The 23569-nt window shown below is 38.0% G+C and carries 26 protein-coding genes; 10 read left to right on the forward strand and 16 right to left on the reverse strand.

Annotation, left to right across the window (positions count from 1 at the left end; genetic code table 11):
- Positions 1-128: 128 nt before the first annotated feature.
- The gene (locus tag ABES02_RS23825) at positions 129-1868 is read right to left on the reverse strand and encodes a glycosyl hydrolase family 18 protein (protein WP_430140211.1); all 1740 of its coding nucleotides are present in this window, start codon (positions 1866-1868) and stop codon (positions 129-131) included.
- A gap of 188 nt (positions 1869-2056) precedes the next feature.
- Here ABES02_RS23825 and plsY point away from each other — a divergent pair, with 188 nt between their 5' ends.
- The 5 genes from plsY (at position 2057) to ABES02_RS23850 (ending at position 5350) form a co-directional block, all read left to right on the forward strand.
- Positions 2057-2656, forward strand: a complete 600-nt coding sequence (gene plsY, locus ABES02_RS23830) for a glycerol-3-phosphate 1-O-acyltransferase PlsY (protein ID WP_430140213.1) — start codon at positions 2057-2059, stop codon at positions 2654-2656.
- A 119-nt stretch (positions 2657-2775) separates the two neighbouring features.
- Positions 2776-2952, forward strand: a complete 177-nt coding sequence (locus tag ABES02_RS23835) for a hypothetical protein (RefSeq protein WP_430140214.1) — start codon at positions 2776-2778, stop codon at positions 2950-2952.
- A gap of 127 nt (positions 2953-3079) precedes the next feature.
- Positions 3080-4228: a CapA family protein gene (locus ABES02_RS23840; protein ID WP_430140216.1), complete on the forward strand. Its 1149-nt coding sequence runs from the start codon at positions 3080-3082 to the stop codon at positions 4226-4228.
- Positions 4229-4262: 34 nt separating this feature from the next.
- Positions 4263-5012 (forward strand): CPBP family intramembrane glutamic endopeptidase, encoded by a 750-nt coding sequence (locus tag ABES02_RS23845; RefSeq protein ID WP_430140217.1) that lies wholly within the window; start codon positions 4263-4265, stop codon positions 5010-5012.
- A 41-nt stretch (positions 5013-5053) separates the two neighbouring features.
- The gene (locus tag ABES02_RS23850; RefSeq protein ID WP_430140218.1) at positions 5054-5350 is read left to right on the forward strand and encodes a HesB/YadR/YfhF family protein; all 297 of its coding nucleotides are present in this window, start codon (positions 5054-5056) and stop codon (positions 5348-5350) included.
- A gap of 45 nt (positions 5351-5395) precedes the next feature.
- On the opposite strand, the gene ABES02_RS23855 is transcribed toward ABES02_RS23850, so the two are convergent.
- From ABES02_RS23855 to mtnA, 9 genes are all read right to left on the reverse strand, one after another.
- Positions 5396-5692 carry a hypothetical protein gene (locus ABES02_RS23855; RefSeq protein WP_430140220.1) on the reverse strand — a complete coding sequence of 99 codons (297 nt, stop codon included), beginning with the start codon at positions 5690-5692 and terminating at the stop codon, positions 5396-5398.
- Positions 5693-5710: 18 nt separating this feature from the next.
- Positions 5711-6142, reverse strand: coding sequence for an acyl-CoA thioesterase (locus ABES02_RS23860; protein ID WP_430140221.1), 432 nt, complete (start codon positions 6140-6142; stop codon positions 5711-5713).
- 28 nt (positions 6143-6170) lie between these two features.
- Positions 6171-8492, reverse strand: coding sequence for an AAA family ATPase (locus ABES02_RS23865; RefSeq protein WP_430140223.1), 2322 nt, complete (start codon positions 8490-8492; stop codon positions 6171-6173).
- 116 nt (positions 8493-8608) lie between these two features.
- Positions 8609-8824, reverse strand: coding sequence for a small acid-soluble spore protein Tlp (gene tlp, locus ABES02_RS23870; protein WP_430140224.1), 216 nt, complete (start codon positions 8822-8824; stop codon positions 8609-8611).
- 126 nt (positions 8825-8950) lie between these two features.
- A complete protein-coding gene (locus ABES02_RS23875) occupies positions 8951-9091 on the reverse strand; it encodes an acid-soluble spore protein N (RefSeq protein ID WP_430140249.1) in 141 nt (46 codons plus the stop codon).
- 68 nt (positions 9092-9159) lie between these two features.
- Positions 9160-9291, reverse strand: a complete 132-nt coding sequence (locus ABES02_RS23880; protein ID WP_007087036.1) for an FbpB family small basic protein — start codon at positions 9289-9291, stop codon at positions 9160-9162.
- Positions 9292-9432: 141 nt separating this feature from the next.
- The gene (locus ABES02_RS23885; protein WP_430140225.1) at positions 9433-9966 is read right to left on the reverse strand and encodes a redoxin domain-containing protein; all 534 of its coding nucleotides are present in this window, start codon (positions 9964-9966) and stop codon (positions 9433-9435) included.
- A gap of 108 nt (positions 9967-10074) precedes the next feature.
- Complete coding sequence (locus ABES02_RS23890) at positions 10075-10875, reverse strand: class II aldolase/adducin family protein (protein WP_430140227.1); 801 nt, start codon at positions 10873-10875, stop codon at positions 10075-10077.
- A gap of 14 nt (positions 10876-10889) precedes the next feature.
- A complete protein-coding gene (gene mtnA, locus ABES02_RS23895) occupies positions 10890-11939 on the reverse strand; it encodes an S-methyl-5-thioribose-1-phosphate isomerase (RefSeq protein ID WP_430140229.1) in 1050 nt (349 codons plus the stop codon).
- A gap of 184 nt (positions 11940-12123) precedes the next feature.
- Here mtnA and ABES02_RS23900 point away from each other — a divergent pair, with 184 nt between their 5' ends.
- Entirely contained in the window at positions 12124-13161 is a 1038-nt protein-coding gene (locus ABES02_RS23900; protein WP_430140231.1) for an NAD-dependent epimerase/dehydratase family protein, read from the forward strand.
- 158 nt (positions 13162-13319) lie between these two features.
- Here the strand turns inward: ABES02_RS23900 and abc-f are convergent, their stop codons facing one another.
- The 3 genes from abc-f to acnA all read right to left on the reverse strand — a co-directional run bounded on the left by abc-f (position 13320) and on the right by acnA (position 18988).
- A complete protein-coding gene (gene abc-f, locus ABES02_RS23905) occupies positions 13320-15032 on the reverse strand; it encodes a ribosomal protection-like ABC-F family protein (RefSeq protein ID WP_430140232.1) in 1713 nt (570 codons plus the stop codon).
- 233 nt (positions 15033-15265) lie between these two features.
- The gene (locus ABES02_RS23910; RefSeq protein ID WP_430140234.1) at positions 15266-16216 is read right to left on the reverse strand and encodes a phosphotransferase enzyme family protein; all 951 of its coding nucleotides are present in this window, start codon (positions 16214-16216) and stop codon (positions 15266-15268) included.
- Positions 16217-16279: 63 nt separating this feature from the next.
- On the reverse strand, positions 16280-18988 hold the full coding sequence (acnA, locus tag ABES02_RS23915; protein ID WP_430140235.1) for an aconitate hydratase AcnA: 2709 nt from the start codon (positions 18986-18988) through the stop codon (positions 16280-16282).
- Positions 18989-19319: 331 nt separating this feature from the next.
- On the opposite strand from acnA, the gene sspO reads away from it, so the two are divergent.
- The gene (gene sspO, locus ABES02_RS23920) at positions 19320-19472 is read left to right on the forward strand and encodes a small acid-soluble spore protein O (protein ID WP_430140236.1); all 153 of its coding nucleotides are present in this window, start codon (positions 19320-19322) and stop codon (positions 19470-19472) included.
- 29 nt (positions 19473-19501) lie between these two features.
- Here sspO and ABES02_RS23925 read toward each other — a convergent pair whose 3' ends face one another.
- A complete protein-coding gene (locus ABES02_RS23925; protein ID WP_430140238.1) occupies positions 19502-19774 on the reverse strand; it encodes a hypothetical protein in 273 nt (90 codons plus the stop codon).
- Positions 19775-19888: 114 nt separating this feature from the next.
- Between ABES02_RS23925 and ABES02_RS23930 the strand changes: the two genes are divergently transcribed.
- Positions 19889-20029: a small acid-soluble spore protein P gene (locus tag ABES02_RS23930; protein WP_430140239.1), complete on the forward strand. Its 141-nt coding sequence runs from the start codon at positions 19889-19891 to the stop codon at positions 20027-20029.
- A 39-nt stretch (positions 20030-20068) separates the two neighbouring features.
- On the opposite strand, the gene selA is transcribed toward ABES02_RS23930, so the two are convergent.
- Positions 20069-21475, reverse strand: coding sequence for an L-seryl-tRNA(Sec) selenium transferase (gene selA / locus ABES02_RS23935; RefSeq protein ID WP_430140241.1), 1407 nt, complete (start codon positions 21473-21475; stop codon positions 20069-20071).
- A gap of 121 nt (positions 21476-21596) precedes the next feature.
- Here selA and ABES02_RS23940 point away from each other — a divergent pair, with 121 nt between their 5' ends.
- On the forward strand, positions 21597-22001 hold the full coding sequence (locus tag ABES02_RS23940; protein WP_430140242.1) for an Hsp20/alpha crystallin family protein: 405 nt from the start codon (positions 21597-21599) through the stop codon (positions 21999-22001).
- A gap of 88 nt (positions 22002-22089) precedes the next feature.
- On the opposite strand, the gene ABES02_RS23945 is transcribed toward ABES02_RS23940, so the two are convergent.
- A complete protein-coding gene (locus tag ABES02_RS23945) occupies positions 22090-22329 on the reverse strand; it encodes an Rdx family protein (RefSeq protein WP_430140244.1) in 240 nt (79 codons plus the stop codon).
- A gap of 139 nt (positions 22330-22468) precedes the next feature.
- Between ABES02_RS23945 and selD the strand changes: the two genes are divergently transcribed.
- A complete protein-coding gene (selD, locus tag ABES02_RS23950; RefSeq protein ID WP_430140246.1) occupies positions 22469-23524 on the forward strand; it encodes a selenide, water dikinase SelD in 1056 nt (351 codons plus the stop codon).
- Positions 23525-23569: the final 45 nt, after the last annotated feature.

The following is a 23569-nucleotide window of genomic DNA, read 5'->3' on the forward strand; positions in this document are numbered from 1 at the left end:
GGGGAGTATGCATGGCTTTCAATGGATTAACAAATGGTTTGAAAATTCTCCATATTTTTGTAATAAATTTGCCTATAAATGTTCTTACTTTTGAAATAAAAAACCGGCCTACGCTAGTTTTACCAACCCTATTTTTTCGACACGGCCCTTTCTGAATATAAATTCAAGGCTGTCCAGGCCGTTTGATCTCCAAAAAGTCTAGACCATGTTCCAATTCCAGCAAGTTTATATTTAATCACTAAATCAGCCCGCTTTTTTAGTGACTGGTCATCTTCAATCCAAATTTTATAGGAAGATTTCTCCGTCTCAGCATAATACTCTGCATAATTTTGACCAGTTTCCTCATTGTACGATGGCTGAATTCCTTTTTCAGACAGCCAAGCTTTTACTTTATCCATAGACAGCGCCGTGGCCGTTACTTTAATCGTGCCGTCGGACATGGTTTGTTCCTTCCAAAGTCTCGCATACAAAGGAACACCAAGAATCAATTTTTCATTAGAAACCTCTTTGAGCAGATTTTGCAAATTGCGTTCAACCCAGGGTAAACTTGCGACACTACCTGAACCAGTTGACTCTCCAGTATGCTCATCATAGGCCATTACGATTAAATAATCGGTCAATTCTGCAAGTTTTCTTCTTTCGTAGAAGGACGACCAGTTATTATTCTCACCAGCGGAAAATGTGATATCCATGGAAACGATTAACCCTGCTTCATGCAAGTAGGGGGCTGCTTCACGTATGAATTGAGTAACAAGCGGACCATCTTCCGGACTTACATTTTCGATATCAAAATTTATCCCTTGCAATTGATACATTTGGCTATAATGCAGTAATTGCCGAATCAGATTTTGCCTTGTTTCAAAATTTTTCAGTGCCTCATGAGTTAGCTTAGGGTCAAAGGCGTTTGAAAACACTCCCCAGACTTGATAACCTTTTGCATGCGCCCATTTGCTATAATCATTTGAAGCAAGATTTTTAATGGACCCATCGTTTCCAGCAAGAGAGAACCAAGTGGGTGAAACCACATTAACACCCGCCATTTCAGGCATTTTTGCAGTATTTGGATTTTTATTGTAAACAGCTTCCCATGTTAATTGGATTGGCCCATTTATTTTAGGGAGTTGAAAGGTCTTACTTTTCTGGTTTATGGTGATCTTCTCGGTATTCCCCTTTTGTATGTAGTCCTTTTTGATATAACCGCTTCTCCCGTCCGACTTCCTGACAAGATAGTAGTCTTCCTTTTCAGCTTCGATTCTGACAGTTTCTTTTTTGCTCATCTCTGCTACATATGGTGCTTGCAAGGTTGGCTTTGTACGAAGTCTAATTTTTTCTTTGTTCGTGTCCTGATCTATTATTCTTGCAATCACGTATCTTTCTCTATCCCTTTGAATCCATATAGCTTCACTTTCCGGCAATTTCTTATATTGAATCGGGAAAAAGGAAAGAATCGAATCCAGTGAAACGAAAATTTCTCCATCCTTTGATAGAATTGGCGACAGTTGCAATTTGACCTCCTTTTGATTGACAAAATAGGTCAAAGAATCGGTCGGCATTTGCACGACTTTATCCTTCGTAGTGATGATAACGGATGTTGATTTTTCATCATAAAGGATAGTAGGATCAATTTTATCTTTTAAAAATGAAAGTGGAACAAACACGGTATTACCTGACATAAAGGCATTCCCATGCTGCTTTCCTTGATAAAGGATCGGATACTGACCTTGAAAATAGGTTTCTTTCTCGGTTGAGGCAAAAGGATAGAATAATAGAAAAATCGATGTAATGATGAGCAATAAGGCACCAATTAAACCGCTGATTATTAGCTTTTTTGATATTATATTTGTTTTATGATAGTCAACACGAGCCATGAGTTTTCCCCTTTGTTTTAATCGTCAGGCATCTTTAGATATTGAGAAAGTATTTTTACGATTGGAAAAACGATTCCTGAGAAAGTAATATTTCTTTTTTCGAAAACCATTTCATGCAAAATAGTGTTTTTTCAAAAATACATGGTAAAATAAAAGGACTGGATCTATTATAGAAGGAGAAATCATGAATGGTTCAAATTATTTTAGTTTTGATCCTGGCATATTTGCTTGGCTCGATCCCTTCCGGTTTAATTATTGGAAAAGCTTTTTATAAAACGGATATTCGTCAACATGGGAGCGGAAATTTAGGTGGAACGAATACTTTTCGTACACTTGGGGTGAAAGCAGGTTTAGTAGTGACTCTTGCTGATATTTTAAAAGGAACATTAGCCGCTTCATTGCCACACCTTTTTCATATTGACTTAAATCCGTTACTGGCTGGTGGTTTTGCTGTAGTTGGGCACACTTACCCTATTTTTGCCGGGTTTCGCGGTGGAAAAGCAGTAGCCACGTCAGGCGGAGTTCTATTATTCTGTGCTCCATGGATGTTTATTACAGTATTGGTCGCTTTCTTTATCAGTCTGTACATAACGAAATATGTTTCACTGTCTTCGATGATTGCAGGTCTTATTGCCATACTATTTACTTTAATTTCAGGTATAACCTACCAATGGGACATGCCGCTGCTTATTGCAGTCATATTATTAGTATCGTTTGTCATATACAGGCACCGTGCAAATATTAAACGAATCATCAACAAAACCGAACCGAAAATAAAGTGGCTCTAAAGGCGTCCAAACGTCCTTTAGAGCTTTTTTCATAGAATTTTCATAATTATTCCATTCATTTCGTGTTATTTAAGGTAAAATAAAGTTATCAATCATACATCCTCTTGGAGGTGTTTTAGATGCAAAAGATTAAGCAAGACTATCTTTTTTCTACTGTTGTCTCAGATAGTACGGATGTGAATGAATTTATTGTTGAATTTTCACCATCTGAACCTTCCGACACCGAACAAAAAAAGGTGACCAGAGATTTTGATGAATTACTTGAGTTTCTTATATATATGGACCAAAATGAATAATTCTTTGAAAAAGCGGAGCTGCCATTAACTGGAATCTCCGCTTTCTTTATTTCTGGAGAATGATTTTATTCTTTATCCTAAATATTATATAGTAATAATAACGAACTAACCACTGTTAGGAGAACATATGAAAAAAAGAGTCATTGTCCAATCTTTCATCATTATTTTTATATGTATTTTCGGAGTCGTCTACCTCCTGTTTCAGCAGAAAAACACTGACAAAAAGGAAAAATATCATCCTTATAAAACTCATCGGCTGCGCCCATCCTTGATTGTTGAAAGAAAAATGACAGAAAAAGTGACAATCGGGGCAATTGGTGACATTCTCATCCATAATCCGGTTTATCAAGATGCTTTCACCGGTGCTTCCTATAATTTCGTCCCAATGTTCGAAAATGTCAAGACATTATTAGAAAATCCAGATGTCCTAACTGCCAATCAAGAAAGTATATTAGGTGGAACGGAACTCGGGCTGTCCAGTTATCCTCGGTTTAACAGTCCCCATGAGGTTGCAAATGCCTTGGTTGATACTGGAGTCGACATTGTATCTACGGCTAATAATCATAGTTTAGATAAAGGAGAAAAAGGAATCCAATCGGAATCGGCCTATTTAGATCGTATTAACTTACCTCATGTTGGGAGTTACATCAATGAAAAGGATCGGCAAAAATTACGGATTATTAATAAAAATGGAATTAAGATTGCTTTTCTTGCCTATACATACGGGACTAATGGAATCCCTGTTCCAAAAGGAAAGGAATTTCTTGTTAACCTGATTAATCGGGACAAAATGGCGGAAGAAATTGGGCGGGCCAAAAAAGAAGCAGATGTGGTTGTGATGAGCCTTCACTGGGGAAATGAGTATCAACGAATCCCTACGAAGGAGCAAGAGGATCTAGCAAATTTTCTCGCAAATCAAGGCGTAAATATCATTTTTGGATCACATCCACATGTACTTCAGCCAATGGATTGGATTCAAACAAAAGATGGCAGAAAGACCTTTGTTGTATATTCATTAGGCAATTTTATTTCAGCCCAATACGGAAATTATAAGGATATTGGCGGATTAGCCACTATCGATATTTTCAAACATATTTCAGAAAAGAAGAGTTCCATTGAGCTTTCGAATCCAGTATTTTATCCGACGTATGTATCAAGCCAAAAATATCATCATTTCCGTGTGGTACCATTAGAAAAAGCAGGCGGGTTTGGACTGCAAAATGCAGATGCTAAATACAAAGAAATTCAAGCATATATGCTTCAATGGCTCCGATAATGCGGGGCCTTTTAATTAAGAATGGAGAATTGGGATGAAGGCAATTGATATAAAAGGAATGTTGCTAAGTTTACAATTTATCATCATGACATACGTATTCACAAGGGGATTGTATTCAGTTTTCTTTATTTTTCTTATGATAATATTGATTTTGCTGGCATTCTTAAATGAACAAGAACGGATTTTTACTTGGAGTATTATTGCCTTTTTTATTGGGTATTTGCTGCTTGGTTATATGGACACATTAATAGAAGGGTTTAATTTATCTTCTATCTTATTGGTTATAACGGGCCAATTACTGGTGCTAATACCAATCATAATGGTTTCATATATTTTCAAAAAATTTAATCATAAGATTTTTATATTTTGTAACAGACCGAAAATCAAACTAAAGATAATCGTGATCTCATGTATCGGTTTATGTTTGATTCTTATTCTGTTTATCGTTTATAAAGACGAATTACATGGCCAAGCTATTTTCTATATATTATTGCTTTCAATTATTAATTCGGTACTAGAAGAATTTTTGTGGCGAGGCATGTTCCTCCCGAGCCTATCCAGCTTTACAGGAAATAAATTTGCTATTTTCGTAACAAGCGTAGCATTCGGAGTGAATACAACCATGTATGGAATTTCTCCATTATTAATTTTTGGTTTTTCCTGCTTGGGAATTCTTTTAGGAGCATTGACCGTTAAATCGAAAAGTATCTTTCCCTCGATCATCGTTCATGGCTTTGTGACAACCCTTTTGTTTATAACAGGAGTCATTGTTATACCTATTTAAAAAATTCATATATAATCAAAAGGAAATGGAAAGGAGCAAATATGAATATTCAGATTTCTGATTTTGCAGCAGCATGGTATAAAGAGGAACTAAATTTAAAAAACGGTGACTTTGTCCGGTTTTTTGTAAGATATGGTGGATGCAGCACGGTCCAAAGTGGATTTTCACTTGGTGTTTCCACTGAAGAGCCTGTCGATATCGGGGCTAAAACGGCAATGGATGACATTACTTTTTACATTGAAGAAAAAGATTTATGGTATTTTGACGATCACGATTTATTTATTAACTATCATTCCGATTACGAGGAGCCTGTTTTTGAATATAAAAAACAAGGATAATAAAAAGGCACAGTTGAAAAATCGCTATTTCTCAACTGTGCCTTTTTAAATTTTCCAAATATGCTCCACTAGACCCTCTTGCGTTAGGATCTCCTTTTGCCGCTCTCCCAGTAAATCAAAATGAGAATAGCCATCCTTTCGGTGATGAATCCACTCTCTTCTTAAGCCATATTTCCTGCCCCAAGTTGCTAATCTATCCAGATCCTGACAGCCTACTTTTGTGACAGTTTTACACTCAGGGAATCGGTCATCAAGCCAATAATGTGTTAAAAATGCAATTTCACCGTTATCAATTTTTCGCTTCCAGTCCTTTACATCTTGCCTTTTTATGCCAAAAGCCATTTCATCACCTCAGGTGCCTTAATCCTTTTTCTTGATTTCCTCGTACTTTAAATACCATTCCGGAAATGATTTTTTAAAAGAAGTTGGTCTAAAATTATCTTTTTTTACAATAATATGTGTTGAGGTCCCTTCTGCACATACTTCCTCATCCCCGTTGATAATGGTGTACCCATAGATGGTTTTAATACCGTCATTTAGTTCCACCCACGTCTTAACAAAAGCTTTATCACCATAGCGTAACGGCTTCTTATAGGTGATTTGTATATCGTAGACAGGAGCATAATAACCGGCCTCCTCCATGGACAAATAACTATAGCCTATATCTTCAATAAATCCGGTTCTGCCAAGTTCAAAAAATTTTAAATAATTGGCATGATAAATGACACCCATCATATCGGTATCTGCATAGTAAAGCTGAATTTCTCTTAGTGAAACAAAATAGTTATCCACAAAAATGTTCCTTTCTTAACCTATAATTTTACATTTTTATTAAGGCGTTTTTTACATCGGTAATTTCAAGATATAATGATTGTTCGAGCAGATTTATTTCCTCTCCACTCATTAATCGAGAGGCTTGTGCCTGAATGATTTCATCGACTAAATTAGTTGCAAAACGGCCATTCCCTTTAAAATTTCCTGCTTTGATCGTCTCCAATAACAACAGTCTTGCTTCTTCGGTTAAATGATATTGGAATTTTTCAGCGTATGCTTCCATAATCGCGAGCATCTCTTCAGGTGAATAATCAGGAAAGAAAAAGAATTTCTTAAATCGTGAACGAAGTCCTGGATTACTCTCAAGGAGATCTTCCATTTCATTTGGATATCCAGCCAGTACGACAACCAAATTTTCGTTGTGCTTGGTCATTTCATCGACAAGGGTGTCAATGACCTCTTTTCCAAAATCACCAGTGGTATGGCCCAAAAGCGAATAGGCCTCATCAATGAAAAGAACACCCCCTAGGGCTTCCTTAATCTTCTTTTTTGTTTTTCCGGCTGTTTGTCCGACATATCCTGCCACAAAATCAGCCCGGCTAGCGACGATCAGATGACCTCTTTTTAAAATGCTACATTCTTTTAACAGCTCAGCATAAAGTTTAGCTACTGTTGTTTTTCCTGTCCCCGGGTTTCCTGTAAACACCGCATGTAACTGAATCGGTAACGTTGGAAATCCTTGATTCCTTCTGAATTGCTGCATCTTTACGAAAGATATCAGTGATTTCATTGCCTCTTTTATGGAATTAAGGCCAATTAAGCTGTTTAATTGATCATTTGGAGAATTAGTCGTTTTCTTTTTCTCAATCTGAAAATCTTCCTGGCCTAATAACATATAATCTAGAAAGTCGACGGTATTAACCTGTTTTTCTGATCCCTTTTTAAAAATGGCATCCATCACGATGTTTCTAACGGTTCTGGCATTTCCAAAAGTTTCGTCAACGCGCTCCATATCAAGGCGGTTGATAATTTCGATTTTCGCTTCATCTGTTAGAAAATAATCATTATCAGTAGCAATTTCTTCAGCAATCGAGACTAGTTCTTCATTTGAATAATTCGGCAGATGAATAAAATTAGACTGTGGAAAACGACTTCGTAAACCGGGATTAGCGTTTATAAAGGAACGCATTTCATCGGGATACCCTGCTAAAATAACGGCAAACTTTCCCCCGAACTCTTTACTTGTCATTAAAGAAACAAGTGTATCTACAGCAGCTTGACCATAATCATTTCCAGACTGGCCCTCACGCTTAAGACTGTAAGCTTCATCAATAAATAACACGCCGCCAAGCGAGCGTTCCACGATAGTTCGAACATTTTCTTCTGTTTGTCCAACAAATGCCCCTACTAGCTGTGACCGATTTGTCTCAATCACTTCCTCACGAGGCAATACTCCTAATTCATGATAGATTTTGGCTAGAAGCCGGGCAAGGGTTGTTTTTCCGGTTCCCGGGTTACCAGTTAAGATCATATTTAGGCTAAGATCATCTTTAATTTGAAAACCTAATTCCTTCCGCGACTTTTGGTATTTGATAAATCGGTAAAAATCATTAACCCGCTGTTTAACCTGTTCCATGCCCACCATGGTGTTAAGTTGGTCCAAGGCATTTATGGTGATGGTCTCATCTGAGGACTCTTCCTCTAGAAATTGCTCTTGCCATTGCCCTTTTATATCTTCCACAGAAGCTAAATGTGATTTTAAATCATCATAAAAGGTGGAGGTATGAAAAACACCTGTTATCGATTGATCATATTCCTCGGCAGATTTTAACAGATTTGCTGTTTCCTCAACCGCAGATGAAATCAATTCGAATAACTCTTGATACTTTCTCGAAAGTTTTTTATCAGGAAGCGTTTTTGACAGGTTCATTTTTTCTGCTAGTTCGTTTTGTGCGTGGTCTGCAATTTCCAAAAATATTTGACACACTTGTATGTATTGTTCAGCTGTTTTCTTTTTAGCCGTTCGATTATCCGTTTCACGGATAGGGGGAAAGGTAAGGGCAGATAGAATTTCCTTGTATTTTTTCCAATCGGACTGAAGCATATATTCTTTTGCTTTCAGATTATTCGGGTTCAACTCTAATGCTTTTTCCAACCAAACAACGGCCAATGAATCCTCTAAATTTCTACCCTTACGCGAAATAGCAGCGATGGTTAAAAGCTTTGATAAGGTGATCGGATTTCTTACTTGTCCTAAAGTATTTATTAACTTACTTTCATCCGATATAAAACCCGTTTCGTCTAATTCCTTCTCCCAGCGAATGATGTCCTGGGCGTTTATTTCTTGGTTGTTTACTCGGAGATTCATGGTCATCACTTCTTTATAAAAAATTTCTCTTATATCTTAACATACCATAAGGATTGGCACTAAAAAAAGGACCTGTCGATTGACTAGATCCTTGTTACAGGTTTGCTGTTAATTTTTCAAGTTTCGTCCTGAATTTCTGCACGGAAGGATTCAACACTTTCACGTCGGCGCTCATTCTTTGCTTCAATTTGCTGGCGTTGCTGTTCACTATCTGTAAAAGCAAGCGATTGTTCAGCTTTTTGAATATTATCCTGTGTATTTTGAATCATTGCCTGCAATTTTTCCGCATTATCACTGCGATCATCTGGGTTTGGCTTGTTATTATATTCCATTTGTAAGTCCTCCTTGTAATTGTAAAGGGTACAGATATAGTTTGTAACGGAGGTCAAAAATTATGTGATTATTTTCAACAAAAAAGACCCGTTGGCGTTAGCCTTTAGGGTCTTGTATCCATAAAATTATTCACCTTTTGTTTGTATTACTTGAGCATGCTTTCCAGATGTATCATTCATTTTATTTCCTTTATTTCCACTAATCCCTTTAGGTTGTGTCCCAAGATGATCAGGTCTAAACCGTTTTGTTTGATAGCCTTTACCCATAGTCATAATCCCTCCTTAGTTACATTTTGCCCATAAGGATTACGAACCATGATTGGAAAACATTGTGATTACTCTGCTTTACCGAGGCGTTTTTCTTCTAAGCGCTGTTCAATTTTTTCCATCGCAGCACGGTCTTTCAAAAGTTGAGATTTATTTTCTGATACAAGTTCTGCGAATGAGCGTTTTCTAGGTTTTCTCATCACTATCACCTTCCTTATGTCCTATTGTAACAGTTATTATGCCCGGAAACGGTTGCAATTATTACAACTTTTTGAAAATTATAATGTTTTTTATTTTTAAATTATAAAAAAAAGACATTGGTTTAAACCAATGCCAGGTGTTCACTTTAATTTACTTGAATAGTCCTTCATGCTATCGAGGGTCATAGCTCCAGTAAATTTATTCTGGATAATCCCATTACTATCGATAAAGTAAGTAGTTGGGATTGATAAAACTTGATAGGCACCATTTACTTTGTCCTCTGTATCAAGTGGGATGGTAAAAGTAATCTTATTTTCATCGATAAATTTCTGTACATCTAATTGCGGATCTATATTAACTGCTAAGATGACGATATCTTTACCCTTTTCTTTGTAAAATTGCTCCATTTCAGGCATCTCTGCTTTACATGGCGGACACCATGTTGCCCAGAAGTTAAGCATTACTTTCTTCCCTTTTAGGCTTGATAGCTTTACTGTTTCACCAGTTAATGTCTTTAGTTCAAAATCAGGTGCTTTTGCCCCTATGGCCAGCCCTTCTTTGGCAGCTGTTGTTGTACTTGCGGAATCGGGTTCTGTCTTTTTTTCCATTGCTTGTACAATTGCTACAGTTAATAAGGAAATTAATACAACAGCAGCAATGATTTTTTTCATCATCCCGAACTCTCCTTCATTCAATCATTATTTGCTACCTACGATTTTACACTATAATCCCTGTTGAAACAAAGGTTGGTTATGCCGATTCTGTGACAAATGAATCCGTTACTATAGTAATTTTTTCAATTCATCTATGACGTTTCTCGTAACCTTACCAACAATAAAGTTTAAATCGTGTTCTGTTAGGGATTTTTCGAGTGAAGGTGTGATTTTCATTGCATGTAGTCCTTCGGGAACATTTGCTCCCAGTGGTGAAAGACCCTTTATACCCATCTTCCTTTTCATTTCAAGCAGAGTTTGGACATGTTCAGTTGATAGCTCTCTATCGCCATTTAATTGTTTGGCAATCCAATTGATTTGTGCTGTAAACTCCATTGATTCCATTAAATAATAGGCGTGTTCCAGATCCCTTCCCCATGTCAAGGCTCCGTGGTTTTCTAGTAATACTCCTTGATGGTGATGAACATATTTTTGAACAGCATCTGGGATTTCCTGAGTAGATGGAGTTCCGTATTCTGCTAGCGGTATGGTTCCTAAGTAAACGACCGATTCCGGCAAAATGGCCTGGTTTAATGGAAGGCCAGCAATCGCAAAAGCCGTGGCATAGGGCGGATGAACGTGGACAACGGCATTAATGTCCGGCCGCTCCTGGTAAACAAGCAAGTGCATTTTCATTTCTGAAGTTGGCCGGTTATTGCCATCGATCACATTGCCATCTGCATCTACCTTTAATAACATATCAGGAGTCATAAACCCTTTACTGACTCCTGTAGGGGTGATGAGAAATTCATTGTTAGAGACGCGGATTGAAATGTTGCCGTCATTTGCTGCAACAAGACCTTTTTCATAAATTCTTCTGCCGATATCACAAATTTGTTGTTTGTATTGAATTTCAGATTTCAACGCCATCCAGCCTACCATCCTTACGCTTTAAAAAGTTTAGGAAGCTCTTTTTGATAATTTGCTTTTAGTATACCCTTTTCTGTAATGATGGCTGTAACCAATTCATGCGGTGTCACATCGAATGCCGGGTTAAATACTTTTACACCCTCTGGTGCCGTTCTTTTTCCGAATCCTTCTGTAATTTCGGAAGCATCTCTTTCTTCAATTGGAATTTCTGTGCCGGTTTTAGTTTCTAAGTCAATGGTTGAAATAGGAGCAGCAACATAGAACGGAATATTATGGGCCTTTGCAAGCAGTGCAACACCGTAGGTACCAATTTTGTTTGCTACATCTCCGTTAGCCGCAACCCGATCACAGCCAACTATGACTGCCTGAACCCAGCCTTTTTGCATTACCATGGCTGCCATACTGTCTGTAATCAACGTGACATCAATCCCTGCTTGCATCAGTTCCCAGGCTGTTAAACGGGCACCTTGCAATAATGGTCTTGTTTCATCGGCAAAAACTTTGATGTCCCAGCCTTTTTCTTGGGCTAAATAAAGCGGGGCAAGTGCCGTACCATATCGTGCTGTTGCAATGCCGCCAGCATTACAGTGTGTCAGTATGCCTATTCCATCGTGTAGAAGGGTTAATGCATGCTCGCCAATCGTGCGGCAGACTTCCTCATCTTCAGTGCGAATCAGATGGGCTTCATTTTCAAGCCCTTGTTTAATGATTGCAACTGGTTGATCCTTCTCTCTTTGAGCCCGCTCGTCCATTCTTTTTAATGCCCAAAACAAGTTTACTGCCGTCGGGCGTGAAGTAGCCAAATAGTCTAATTGCTTTTTAAATGCTTTGTAAAAGTCGTCAAATGAATGTTCCGGCGCACTTTGGATTCCAAGTAATAACCCATATGCCGCTGCAATCCCAATTGCCGGAGCCCCGCGTACCTTTAATTGTTTAATGGCATCCCAGGCATCTTCTATTTTCGTGATTTCAAGGAATTCCGTTACATTAGGAATTTTGGTTTGATCTAATATTTTTAATATGCCGTTTTCATAATAAACTGATTGTAAAAATGAGCTTTCCACTTTATGAACATCTCCTCATCAATATGTATAAGTTGCATCTATGGCTGATTTTTCTTACATTCAATAGTTATTGTAACAATATATTGAATAGATGCAATACATTTATCTTTTGAGAAATTGTGCATTTCATTGTTGATATTTTTTGAAAATTCGCTAAAATGAATATCGAAAAAGGAGGGATTTTATGAAAATTCTCGTTTTAGGCGGAAGTCGCTTTTTAGGAAGAACGTTTGTAGAAGAAGCGCTTGCAAAAAATCATGACGTGACGATTTTTAATCGAGGCAATCAAAATGATGGTTTTAAAGATGTTGAGATCATTAAGGGGGATCGATTTGGTGATTTAAAGGAATTAGGGAATCGATATTGGGATGCGGTATTGGATACCAGTGGTTTTATTCCCTTTACTGTTCAAAATACAACTAAATTATTGAAGGATCGGGTCAAGCAATATACTTTTATCTCGAGTATTTCTGTTTATAAAGACTGGATTCCAGAAAATTTAGATGAGACCTATCCAGTATTAGAAATGTCCCTTGAGGAAGCAAATGTTCTTACTAAAGATTTAAACGGTCCGGTTTATGAACATTATGGGCATTTTAAGGCATTATGTGAGCGGATTGCCTTGCAAAATTTACCTGGACGTGTTTTAAATATTCGGGCTGGACAGTTGATTGGTCCGAATGACTATACGGACCGAATTCCATATTGGGTACATAGAATTTCAAAGGGCGGCAAAGTTCTCGCACCTGGAAGTCCTATGCGCCGAGTTCAGGTCATTGACAATAAAGATCTATCTAAATGGATTTTGTCGATGATGGAGGTTGGAACAGCTGGAACCTTCAATGCAACAGGACCAAATTACCCATTAAGTATGAGTGAGTTTCTTGAAGCGTGTATCAAAGTAACGGGTTCTGACGCTGAACTCGTTTGGGCAGATGAAAAATTTCTTGTAGATCAAGGGGTGGCGCCTTGGACGGAATTGCCTCTTTATGTACCTGAGAATTACCCCTTAGCTTCTGATTTAACAGTGCCTTGGAAAGGTACTTTTTCTATCAATATTGATAAGGCCGTTGCAAACGGACTTACGTTTAGACCACTGGAAGACAGTCTTACTGATATCTTTGCATGGGAAAAAACTAGAACGTTGTCGGCCGATGAATGGAAATCGGGTCTGCGATTAGAAAAAGAGAGAAAACTTCTTCAATTATTGGCGCAAAATTAATGCGATAAGTTGTTTCGCAGATAAATGAGCGTTTTTCGCAGATAAACTTAATCTTTTAGCAGATAAAACTCTAATTTCCGCAGATAAACCTGATTTTTACGCAGATAAAATTCCTTAGCGGTGCAAAAAGAGCAGGAATCCCCTGCTCTTTTCACATTCTAACCGATTAAATTTCTTTTTTGCTTTAAAAGCTCGTTAAATTCCTGGTCTAAAAGCACATATTTAGGGTCTTTTTGATCAATAATTGATAATTCGCCTAAAATAGTGGCAATTTTGTTTTCAATAACCAGAAGTGTCTCTTCGTGATTGTTCTTTTTTGCATCTTTATTTAAAAATTCCTCAGGCTTCATTTCAATCCGTTTAATGGTTTGGTTTTCGAACACAAGTATCCGGTCACAAAGCTTATTTAAAAAATAATAGTCATGGGAAACGGTAATGATCGTCCCGGTAAACTCATTTAGTGTTTTTTCTAACTGCTCACGACTTGGTAAATCAAGATGATTGGTGGGTTCATCAAGAATAAGGACATCATAGTCCTTCATCAACATATCGACCAATTTTACTCTGGTTCTTTCACCAAGACTTAAAGTGCTAATAGGCGCCGTGATATGCTGCTCTTTCAAGCCGAGATTAGCAAACAAGGTCCGAGCTTGAAGGATGTGATCTCGATCTGTAAATCCAAGTGTCTCAAGAGCCGATTTTTCAACAAGTAAGTCATCGACATCTTGGCTTAAATACGCTATTTTTAGCGAATCACTTAGCCATAGTTCACCCTCATAATGAGGAACAAGCCCAAGAAACATCTTTATCAAGGTGGTTTTTCCGCAGCCATTCTCCCCTAATAATCCAATTCGCTCACCTTGATTAATGTAAAACTGAGAGCTTTTAAATAGACCTCGATCACCGAATGATTTTGCGAGATTTTTTGCCTCAATAATCCGCTTGCCTCTTTTTCCCTGATTCTCAAACTGAAATCTTACCTTTGCTTCATCTAAAGGCTTTTCTATCTTATTTTTTTCCAATTCATTCTGCAGCCGTTTCATTTTTGATTTTACTTGTGCGTCACGCTTTTTTGCTTTTACCCGGTGATATTCCTTAAAGCCATAATCTCTGCTTTGCTTTGAGGAACTACGATGAGCTTTGTCCGACCACGACTTTAGCTGATCAATTTGCATTTCGATTTCTTCTTTTTTCTTTTGCTGCACGGTATATTGATGTTGTTGATCCTCTAATTGCTTTTGTTTCAGCTTTTGATACTCACTATAGTTACCATTGAAAAAATGGATTTTTTTGTTTTCTATCTCAAATATTCTCGAAACCGTCTTATCCAAAAAATGCCGATCGTGAGAGATAATTAGAACCGCTCCTTTAAATTTCTCCAATTCTGAAATTAGCCAATCTATTCCTTTAAAATCCAGATGATTTGTTGGTTCATCGAGGATTAAAAAACCTGGCTTTGAAGCCCAAACCATGGACAAGGCTAGTTTAAGCTTTTCTCCTCCACTTAAGTTGGATAATCGATCTTCCTCCCAATCATAGGCTTTTTTAAGACCTAATTCGCTGGCATGCTGCAATACTTCATTTTCCGTATGAAGCGTTAGTGACTGGTGAAAATCACTCATTTGATAATCAATCGACTGGGTTAAATAACCGATTCTTAAATCGCTGGAGGCTTCCATGCTGCCTTTATCAGGCGGAATTTTTCCCGTTAAAATATTGGCTAACGTTGTTTTTCCAGTGCCATTATAACCAACAAGACCAATTCGATCCCCATTTTTAATTTCAAATTGGATATTGTCCAAAATTTTTCGTAAGTTAAAGCTTATATCTAAACCGTTTACTTTTAATAAGGTACCATGATTTTTATTCATAAAAAAACTCCCTTCAAATGAACCTGAAGAGAGTTTTATGTATGATCGGTCGACAAATAAGCCTAATAAGGCCTTTTATGGGTATGCGATCAGGACATAAAAAAGGACACACTCATCCTATTCTTCAGGTTCAACATTTTTCGTTTATTCGAATCATGTTCTGAAAAATAAGATTATAACTTCATCGGCCCAAATTCATTCCTTTTCGTTTGATAGTTATATTTTATTTAATATTAACTAATATTGTCAATCAATTCATTAAAATCGACATTTGAATAGGGTAAATTATTCCCGATTTTATGCTTTAAATCTTCAAGAGTAAATGTCTGCCAATCCTTAAGATTCTGCAAATCCCACTTTTCTAAAAACAAAACATATAAAAAAATCTCTCTGATTTTTAGGAAAATAGGAATTTGCTCGATCATTTCTCTGTTTATATCGTGCTCTTCGCGATAACCTTTTAGGAAATGACACCAAAAAATCTTACTAAAATCAGTTTGTTCAGGGGTAAATGATGAGGCCTGCCAGTAGGCATGATAAAAGGAAACGGCTAAATCATAGGCAAACCAATGATAGGCACAATCATCAAAATCAAAAAAGGTAATTCTTCCGTCCTTTACAAAGAAATTTCCTTGATGGAAATCGTTATGAATAAGACCAAATAGATTCAAGTCTTGTTTAAAACTTTTAAGCTCCTCTAATTGTTCTATGTATCGTTGTCTTATAGGATGTGATGAAATTTTAGGAAGCAGTTTAAGGATGTCAGGATCCTCCTCCGTCCATCTCGGTCTGTCAAGGTCTATAAGATTTGAAACTTTGTGCATCTTCCCGATTAGTTTTCCCCATTGGTGGAATAAATCAGTGTTCCATACATTAGGATCCGTAACTTCTATTGCAGCCCCATTTGCTTTTTCAAAAGCGACTATATGTATATTCTCCACTTTTTCTATCAACTGTCCATTGTTAGACGGTATCGGTTTAGATACAGGAATCTGCATATTATCTAAAAATAGGATGAACTTCATTTCATTTTCAAGTTCATTGATATTTCTCCTATTCCCCTCCCCCATTCTTAAAACATGATGATTTCCTAACTGATAAACAGTATTTTGGAATCCATCATTAATCGGGACAAGATCTTCAGCTTTATAGACGTATCTTGCTGCAATTTCATCTAAATTCATCAAAAATTTCCTTTCGAAAAAAACACCATGCAAGAAGTTCGCATGGTGTTTTTGACATTAAGATTATGCTTGTAATTTCTCACGAAGAACCATTTGAAGAATGCCGCCGTGACGGTAGTAATCAATTTCTACTTCTGAGTCAAAGCGTACAAGAACGTCGAATTCTTTCTTGTTACCTGCTTCGTCAGTTGCTGTTACTTTTAGAAGATCACGTGGTTTTACGTTTTCATCTACTTGAACTTCAAATGTTTCTTTACCAGTTAAACCAAGTGTTTCAGCGCTGTCGCCATCTTTAAATTGAAGAGGAAGAACGCCCATTAACACTAGGTTTGAACGGTGAATACGTTCGAAGCTTTCAGCAAGTACTGTTTTGATGCCTAAAAGGTTTGTACCTTTTGCAGCCCAGTCACGTGAAGATCCCATACCGTAATCTTTGCCGGCAAGAACCATTAAGCCAGTGCCGTCTTCTTTGTACTTCATGCAAGCATCGTAAATAGATGTAACTTCGCCTGTTGGCCAGTAAGTTGTGAAGCCGCCTTCTGTGCCTGGTGCGATTTGGTTACGGATACGAATGTTTGCAAATGTTCCGCGCATCATAACTTCGTGGTTACCACGGCGAGAACCGTAAGAGTTAAAGTCACGAGGCTGAACGCCTTTTTCTAATAGATATTTACCAGCTGGAGTATTTTTACCGATAGCTCCTGCAGGAGAAATATGGTCAGTTGTAACTGAGTCACCAAACTTACCAACTACACGTAGTCCAGATAATGGTTCAACTGTACCTGGTTCTGGTGATAAGCCTTCAAAGAATGGAGGATTTGCAATGTAAGTAGAATCCTCATCCCAAGTGTATAAAGGCTCATTGCTTGTTTTGATTTCGTTCCAACGCTCGTTATCACCGAATACGTTCTCATACTCTCTACGGAATAATTCTGGTGTAACTGTCTTCTTAACAACATCATTGACTTCCGCAGTAGTTGGCCAAACATCTTTGAAGAATACATCGTTGCCATCTTTATCTTTACCGATAGGTTCAGAAGCAAAATCAATGTTCACTGTACCAGCAAGAGCATAAGTTACAACAAGCGGTGGTGAAGCAAGATAGTTTGCTTTTACAAGCGGGTGAATACGTCCTTCGAAGTTACGGTTACCTGAAAGTACAGATGTAACTAGAAGATCGTTTTCTGCGATTGTTTTTTCGATTTCTTCTTTTAATGGACCGGAGTTACCGATACATGTAGTACAGCCGTAACCAACAAGGTTGAAGCCGATTTGCTCTAAATAAGGAAGCAATCCAGAATCACGAAGGTATCCAGTTACAACCTTAGACCCTGGTGCTAAAGAAGTTTTAACAAACTTTGGAACTTCCATTCCAAGTTCAACTGCTTTTTTCGCAACAAGTCCAGCACCCACTAGAACATATGGGTTAGATGTGTTTGTACAGCTAGTGATAGATGCAATGGCTACTGCACCTGTTTTAATTTCAGTTTCGTCACCGTTGTTGAATTTAACAGCAGCTGATTTTTCAAGTTCATCAGCTTGTAAGCCGAAACCTTGGTTTCCTTGTGGAGCAGCTACAGCCTTGACGAACTCTTCCTTCATTTTTGAAAGTGGAATTAAATCCTGTGGACGCTTAGGACCAGAAAGATTTGCTTCGATTACAGAAAGGTCGATTTCGATTACATCTGTATAAACTGGCTCTTCAGAAGGATTGAAGAATAAGCCGTTTGCTTTGCAATATTGTTCAACAACATTAATACCCTCTTCATCACGGCCTGTTAAGCGCATATAGTCAAGAGATTCGCTGTCAATTGGGAAGAATCCACAAGTTGCACCATATTCAGGAGCCATGTTGGCGATAGTCGCACGGTCAGCTAATGGAAGTACAGAAACTCCAGGACCGAAGAATTCTACGAATTTACCAACTACACCGTGGCTGCGAAGTACTTGAGTTACTTTAAGCGCAAGGTCAGTTGCAGTTGCTCCGTTTGGAAGTTCGCCTGTTAATTTAACCCCAACTACTTCAGGTACTGGGAAGTATGAAGGTTGACCAAGCATTCCAGCTTCTGCTTCGATACCGCCAACGCCCCATCCAAGGACACCGATACCGTTGATCATAGTTGTATGAGAGTCAGTTCCGACTAAAGTATCAGGATATGCTTCTAGTTCGCCATCAGCAGTTTCAGCTACGTGAACAACATCTGCTAAGAATTCCAAGTTTACTTGGTGAACGATACCTGTTGCTGGTGGAACAGCACGATAGTTGTTGAAGGATTTTTGTGCCCAACTTAAGAACTGATACCGCTCGGCATTACGTTCAAATTCATAATCCATGTTGATTCTTAAAGAATCAGCAGAACCGTAGGCATCAACCTGCACTGAGTGGTCAATGACAAGGTCAACTGTTTTTTCTGGGTTGATTTTATCTGGATCGCCGCCAAGATCTGCCATTGCTTTTCTTAAGGAAGCAAGGTCAACAACTGCTGGTACTCCAGTAAAGTCTTGAAGGATTACACGAGCTGGTTTGAAGGGAACGTCCACTTCTTTAAGCTCATTTGTTCCCCATTTTGCTAAGTTTTCAACATGCTCTTTCGCGATAACACGGCCATCATATTGGCGCAATACTGATTCAAGTAATACTTTCACGGAATATGGCAATTTGGAAACTTTCCCAATGCCTGCTTCTTCCAATGCATTTAAACGGTAATAGTGATAAGTTTTGCCGTTAGCTTCGAAAGAAGAACGTGCGTTAAATACATCATTTTTCACCATGTGTAAAAAACCCCCTCATTCGTCATAAAAAAACAATTTTAACGAAAAGTTGAAAAGTTTGAATTTTCCCATCCTGCTTCACTTTTCTCACAATTCTAATCTTAATACAACCTTTTACATAAGTAAATAACAAGAAAGTTATTGCGGTTGATAAGTTTTCCTTATGTTTTTTATGTATTTTGTTCTGAATATTTCGAAAATGTTGATGAAGCGGTAGTTAATTTTCATAATGGGAAAATAGCTATTTTCTTTATTATTATCTCAAAAAACTTTTTCTTTGTCATTTTTTTAACTTGAAAGGAAATAGTAACATTAGTAGGAGGTGATTGGAGTGGTAAAACGAAAGTCTAATCATGTCATTCCAGGGATGAATGCTGCCAAAGGACAAGGAAAAGGTGCCGGTTTTAATGAAGAATTGGCCAGTGAACCAGAGTTAACGGCAATAGAACGAATGAACAATAAAAAGCGTAAGAAAAATCAATAAAAGCAGGCGGTCTTCCCGCCTGCTTTTGTCTATTCCGTTTGGTTTACTTCAGATACCATGGTCTGTAAGTCTTGCTGAAAACGCTGTAATTGAGCTTTTTGATGTTCTGATGCCACTTCCAGTGCATTTTCAATTTGCTGGTAGGCTTCATTTACTTCGTCCTTTAAGTGCTTTAGCTGGTGACCATAGCTTGCACTATCACTGACAATTGTATCATATAGACCTTGAGCATTCTCATATCCTTGCTGAGCAGCTTGAAATGCCTGCTGCTTATCTTTATGGTAAGGGAATTTGTCCGTCATGTTTTCATTTTCACTCCTTTAAATCTTATATCGTTAAATTGCTCAGGGAAACTCAATATTATTCAGCATAAAAAGACATTTAGATTGCATCCTAACATATAGGAGGGATGAAAAATGGCTAACAAAAATGATGGAAAAGATATGCGTAAGAATGCACCAAAACAATCCGGACAGCCGGAACCTATGAGCGGTTCTCATAAAGTGAAGAATCGAAATCATACACGTGCCAAACATAATTCACACCATGAAATGTAAACAGAACAACCCCCTCATTACATCATGAGGGGGTGTTGTTTAAAGATTAACTAATGCATCGAGTAAATAGGTCTCCTCTTCTAGTGTTACTGTTCTTAAATCAATAATAAAATCTTCCTTTTGAATTCTTCCAATGATGGAAGGCTTTGTTTCAGTTCGTAATTTTCGTCCAAGCTGCTCTGCAGTCAACAAATTATGCTTTAAAGCTATCACCATTGTTGGGAGGGAAACATCCGGCATGGTTCCCCCACCCACCTGACTTGTATCTTGAAAAATTTTTGCTTGAAATTGATTTGTCCTTTGTAACAAGTTTGTAACGAATATATTACATCTTGCGTCTAATTCAGTAAGCGAAACCAATAAATCACGAATCGTAGGTATATTCTTAATCGCTTTTTCACCACGGGCATATTCGATTAATGTCCCTTCAAGCGCAGCGAGTGTCATCTTATCGACTCGAACCACTCTTGCTAACTGGTGTTTTTTTAACTGATCGATGATTTCTTTTTTTCCAACTATAATCCCTGCCTGTGGGCCTCCTAACAGTTTGTCACCGCTGAAGGTAACCACATCTGTTCCCATTTCGATTACCTCTTTTACAACTGGTTCTTCGCCAATGCCATGCTTTCGAAAGTCGAAAAGTGCTCCGCTGCCAAGGTCTTCATAAAAAACCACATTTTCCAGACCTTTGGTTAAATCCACTAGCTCCTCTGTTTCTACAGATTTCGTAAAACCGACGACTTTAAAATTGCTAGTATGTACCTTCATGATTATGGCTGTTTCTGGGGTTACGGCTCTTTCATAGTCGTATAGATGAGTTTTGTTAGTCGTCCCCACCTCAACTAGTGCTGCTCCGCTTTCTTCCATAATAGAAGAAATCCGGAATGACCCGCCAATTTCAACTAACTGTCCCCGTGAAACGATCACTTCTTTATCTTCAGCAAGGGCCCTTAAAACAAGATATACGGCAGCTGCATTATTGTTTACAACCATAGCTGCTTCAGCACCTGTAATATCTTTAAGTATTGCTTCAACATGGCTATGACGAGAGCCTCGCTCTCCTTCAATCAATTTATATTCAAGATTCGAGTAATTCCGAGCCGTCTCAATCACATGTTGAATGGCCCCCTCGCTTAATCTTGATCTGCCAAGATTTGTATGCAAAATGGTCCCTGTAGCATTTATAACATTTTCTAGGGTATAAGAAAAATCCTTATGTAATTTCTTTTCAAGCAGGTCAAATAAATCATCGATAAAGCTTACCGATCCAGGTATTGATTTTTGCCACTGTCCATTAAGAATAGTAGATCGGATTTCATCCACCACGATTTTAACCTGTTTCGTTAGTTGAGCAAAACCTAGATGACTCTCTTCAAGGAGAGCTAAAAACCGCCCATGGTTTTGCAATTCATGAACAGCTGGAATCGAACGAAGCCAATCCTTCACAATAAAAACCCCTTCGTAAAAATGATTTAAATGCTTGGGTGAAATATTTATTTTATTATAACATTTTCACGTTTTTTTGGCTGTTGAATAATATGAAACGAGCAAGGGGGATAGGTAAATTATGAAAAGAAAGAACACACCTCAAAATCATCCAATTGATTTTGATCTGGTGGAAAAGTGGATGAAAAACTACTTTCTTGATCCACTAACATCCTTATGTGATTACACCCAATTTCGAATTGACCTCTATGAAACAGAAGACAACTGGATTGTGGAAGCAGTCTTGAATGAATATGTTTGTTCGGAGATTTCAGTAAAAATGGAAGAGCAAAGGCTTATTATCGCGGCACAAAAACATACTAGATCTACACTCGGAGGTTCTCAGCAGAAAATTCGTACCATCGATTTCCCCTTTTCCATTATTGATCATAAAGTAAGCGCTGCCTTTAATAATGGTGTATTAGAGATATTTATTTCCAAGACTGAGAAAGGTCTTGGAAAAAACCGCTTTATTACTTTGCCTTAAAAAGGTATTTTTTTACGCAGCAGTTTACATAAATAAATTACTGCTAACGTAAAACCCTCATATCCGATACCGGTATGAGGGTTTTTATTTATTTTGCTGCTATAATTTCAATCATTTCTTCGGTATCTGGAAAAACGCCAGTATCTAGTTTTGAATAGATCTTCTCCCCATTAACTGTCACTTCGAAAGCGCCACCGGAACTAGGGATTAATTCTAATTTTTTAATGTCTCGAAAAAAATGATTAAATAGTTCTTCCGCGAAACTCGCGGCTTTTGGAGCGTAGTTTCATTGCATGCAAAATTCTACGATAATTTGATAGTTTTTCATTATGGTACCCCCTTTTAAAGCTTTTCCCTATTTCGACAGTAGAAATAGTTTATCCTATGCCTTATTCTTCCGCAAATGTTTTGCACCTATAAGTGCAGTTTTATAAACAAAGAGTTATACTAATGTAATGGAGGTGGACATGTTGAGTGAACAAGAAAAAATTCGCCTAACCTCTTTATCAACTAAAGCTGGTTGAGGTTGTAAAATCGGTCCTGAGGACCTGGCGCAAGTTTTGCGTCAATTACCAAAACAAGAACCTGTCCCTGAGTTGCTGGTAGGACATGAAACTAGTGATGATGCTGGGGTATACAAATTAACGGATTCAATCGCCTTAATTCAAACAGTCGATTACTTTACACCGATTGTTGATGACCCTTATATGTTTGGTCAAATAGCAGCAGCAAACTCACTTAGTGATGTCTATGCAATGGGCGGAGAACCGAAAACCGTACTAAACATTGTCGGCTACCCCATCAAAAAACTTGGTGCTAATATGCTGGCGGAAATTCTTCGTGGTGCGGCCGATAAAGTGAAGGAAGCAGGTGCCCTAACCGTAGGAGGGCATTCAATTGATGATCAGGAACCAAAATTCGGTTTATCCGTAACTGGAATTGTTCATCCTGATAAAGTATGGAAGAATGTCGGTGCTAAGCCGGGGGATGTGCTAGTATTGACAAAACCAATCGGGGTTGGAATCCTTACAACTGGGATTAAAAGAAGTGTCGTAACCCCTGAACAAGAACAAGCTGTAACCGAGACCATGGCCATGCTAAATAAAATGGCTGCTCAAGTTTTAACTGACTATCATCCACACGCTGTTACCGATGTCACTGGGTTTGGCTTACTGGGTCATAGCAGTGAAATGGCTCGCGGCAGTGAAGTTAGCTTTGAAATTTCATTCAACCAAGTTCCTATATTAGAAGGAGCAACTGAACTTGCAAAGACGGGTGTGGTACCTGGCGGCTCAAAATCGAATCATAAATGGTTAAATGATGACGTTGTCTATGATGATATTCTTCCTGAAGAGCAGCTCGTTTTATGTGACGCCATTACCTCGGGTGGTCTTCTAGTATCCCTAAGCGAAGCAGAAGCTCAACATTATTTAGATGGATTGCACTCTAACGGGTTGGTCCATGCATCGATTATTGGACGTGTTTTTGAGAAAAAGGAAAAGCTTATATATGTAAAAAGATAAAACAGCGAAAGCATTGCTTCGCTGCAGACTGTCGACAAATTCGAA

Source organism: Neobacillus pocheonensis, assembly GCF_050477905.1.
In the GTDB taxonomy this organism is placed as follows: Bacteria; Bacillota; Bacilli; order Bacillales; family Cytobacillaceae; genus Neobacillus; species Neobacillus pocheonensis_A.

Excerpts from the sequence above, each read along its gene's own strand:
- ABES02_RS23825 (WP_430140211.1), bottom strand. The coding sequence starts at position 1,868 with ATGGCTCGTGTTGACTATCATAAAACAAATATAATATCAAAAAAGCTA.
- plsY (WP_430140213.1), top strand. The coding sequence starts at position 2,057 with ATGGTTCAAATTATTTTAGTTTTGATCCTGGCATATTTGCTTGGCTCG.
- ABES02_RS23835 (WP_430140214.1), top strand. The coding sequence starts at position 2,776 with ATGCAAAAGATTAAGCAAGACTATCTTTTTTCTACTGTTGTCTCAGAT.
- ABES02_RS23840 (WP_430140216.1), top strand. The coding sequence starts at position 3,080 with ATGAAAAAAAGAGTCATTGTCCAATCTTTCATCATTATTTTTATATGT.
- ABES02_RS23845 (WP_430140217.1), top strand. The coding sequence starts at position 4,263 with ATGAAGGCAATTGATATAAAAGGAATGTTGCTAAGTTTACAATTTATC.
- ABES02_RS23850 (WP_430140218.1), top strand. The coding sequence starts at position 5,054 with ATGAATATTCAGATTTCTGATTTTGCAGCAGCATGGTATAAAGAGGAA.
- ABES02_RS23855 (WP_430140220.1), bottom strand. The coding sequence starts at position 5,692 with ATGGCTTTTGGCATAAAAAGGCAAGATGTAAAGGACTGGAAGCGAAAA.
- ABES02_RS23865 (WP_430140223.1), bottom strand. The coding sequence starts at position 8,492 with ATGAATCTCCGAGTAAACAACCAAGAAATAAACGCCCAGGACATCATT.
- tlp (WP_430140224.1), bottom strand. The coding sequence starts at position 8,824 with ATGGAATATAATAACAAGCCAAACCCAGATGATCGCAGTGATAATGCG.
- ABES02_RS23875 (WP_430140249.1), bottom strand. The coding sequence starts at position 9,091 with ATGGGTAAAGGCTATCAAACAAAACGGTTTAGACCTGATCATCTTGGG.
- ABES02_RS23880 (WP_007087036.1), bottom strand. The coding sequence starts at position 9,291 with ATGAGAAAACCTAGAAAACGCTCATTCGCAGAACTTGTATCAGAAAAT.
- ABES02_RS23885 (WP_430140225.1), bottom strand. The coding sequence starts at position 9,966 with ATGATGAAAAAAATCATTGCTGCTGTTGTATTAATTTCCTTATTAACT.
- ABES02_RS23890 (WP_430140227.1), bottom strand. The coding sequence starts at position 10,875 with ATGGCGTTGAAATCTGAAATTCAATACAAACAACAAATTTGTGATATC.
- ABES02_RS23900 (WP_430140231.1), top strand. The coding sequence starts at position 12,124 with ATGAAAATTCTCGTTTTAGGCGGAAGTCGCTTTTTAGGAAGAACGTTT.
- abc-f (WP_430140232.1), bottom strand. The coding sequence starts at position 15,032 with ATGAATAAAAATCATGGTACCTTATTAAAAGTAAACGGTTTAGATATA.
- ABES02_RS23910 (WP_430140234.1), bottom strand. The coding sequence starts at position 16,216 with ATGAATTTAGATGAAATTGCAGCAAGATACGTCTATAAAGCTGAAGAT.
- acnA (WP_430140235.1), bottom strand. The coding sequence starts at position 18,988 with ATGGTGAAAAATGATGTATTTAACGCACGTTCTTCTTTCGAAGCTAAC.
- ABES02_RS23925 (WP_430140238.1), bottom strand. The coding sequence starts at position 19,774 with ATGACGGACAAATTCCCTTACCATAAAGATAAGCAGCAGGCATTTCAA.
- ABES02_RS23930 (WP_430140239.1), top strand. The coding sequence starts at position 19,889 with ATGGCTAACAAAAATGATGGAAAAGATATGCGTAAGAATGCACCAAAA.
- ABES02_RS23940 (WP_430140242.1), top strand. The coding sequence starts at position 21,597 with ATGAAAAGAAAGAACACACCTCAAAATCATCCAATTGATTTTGATCTG.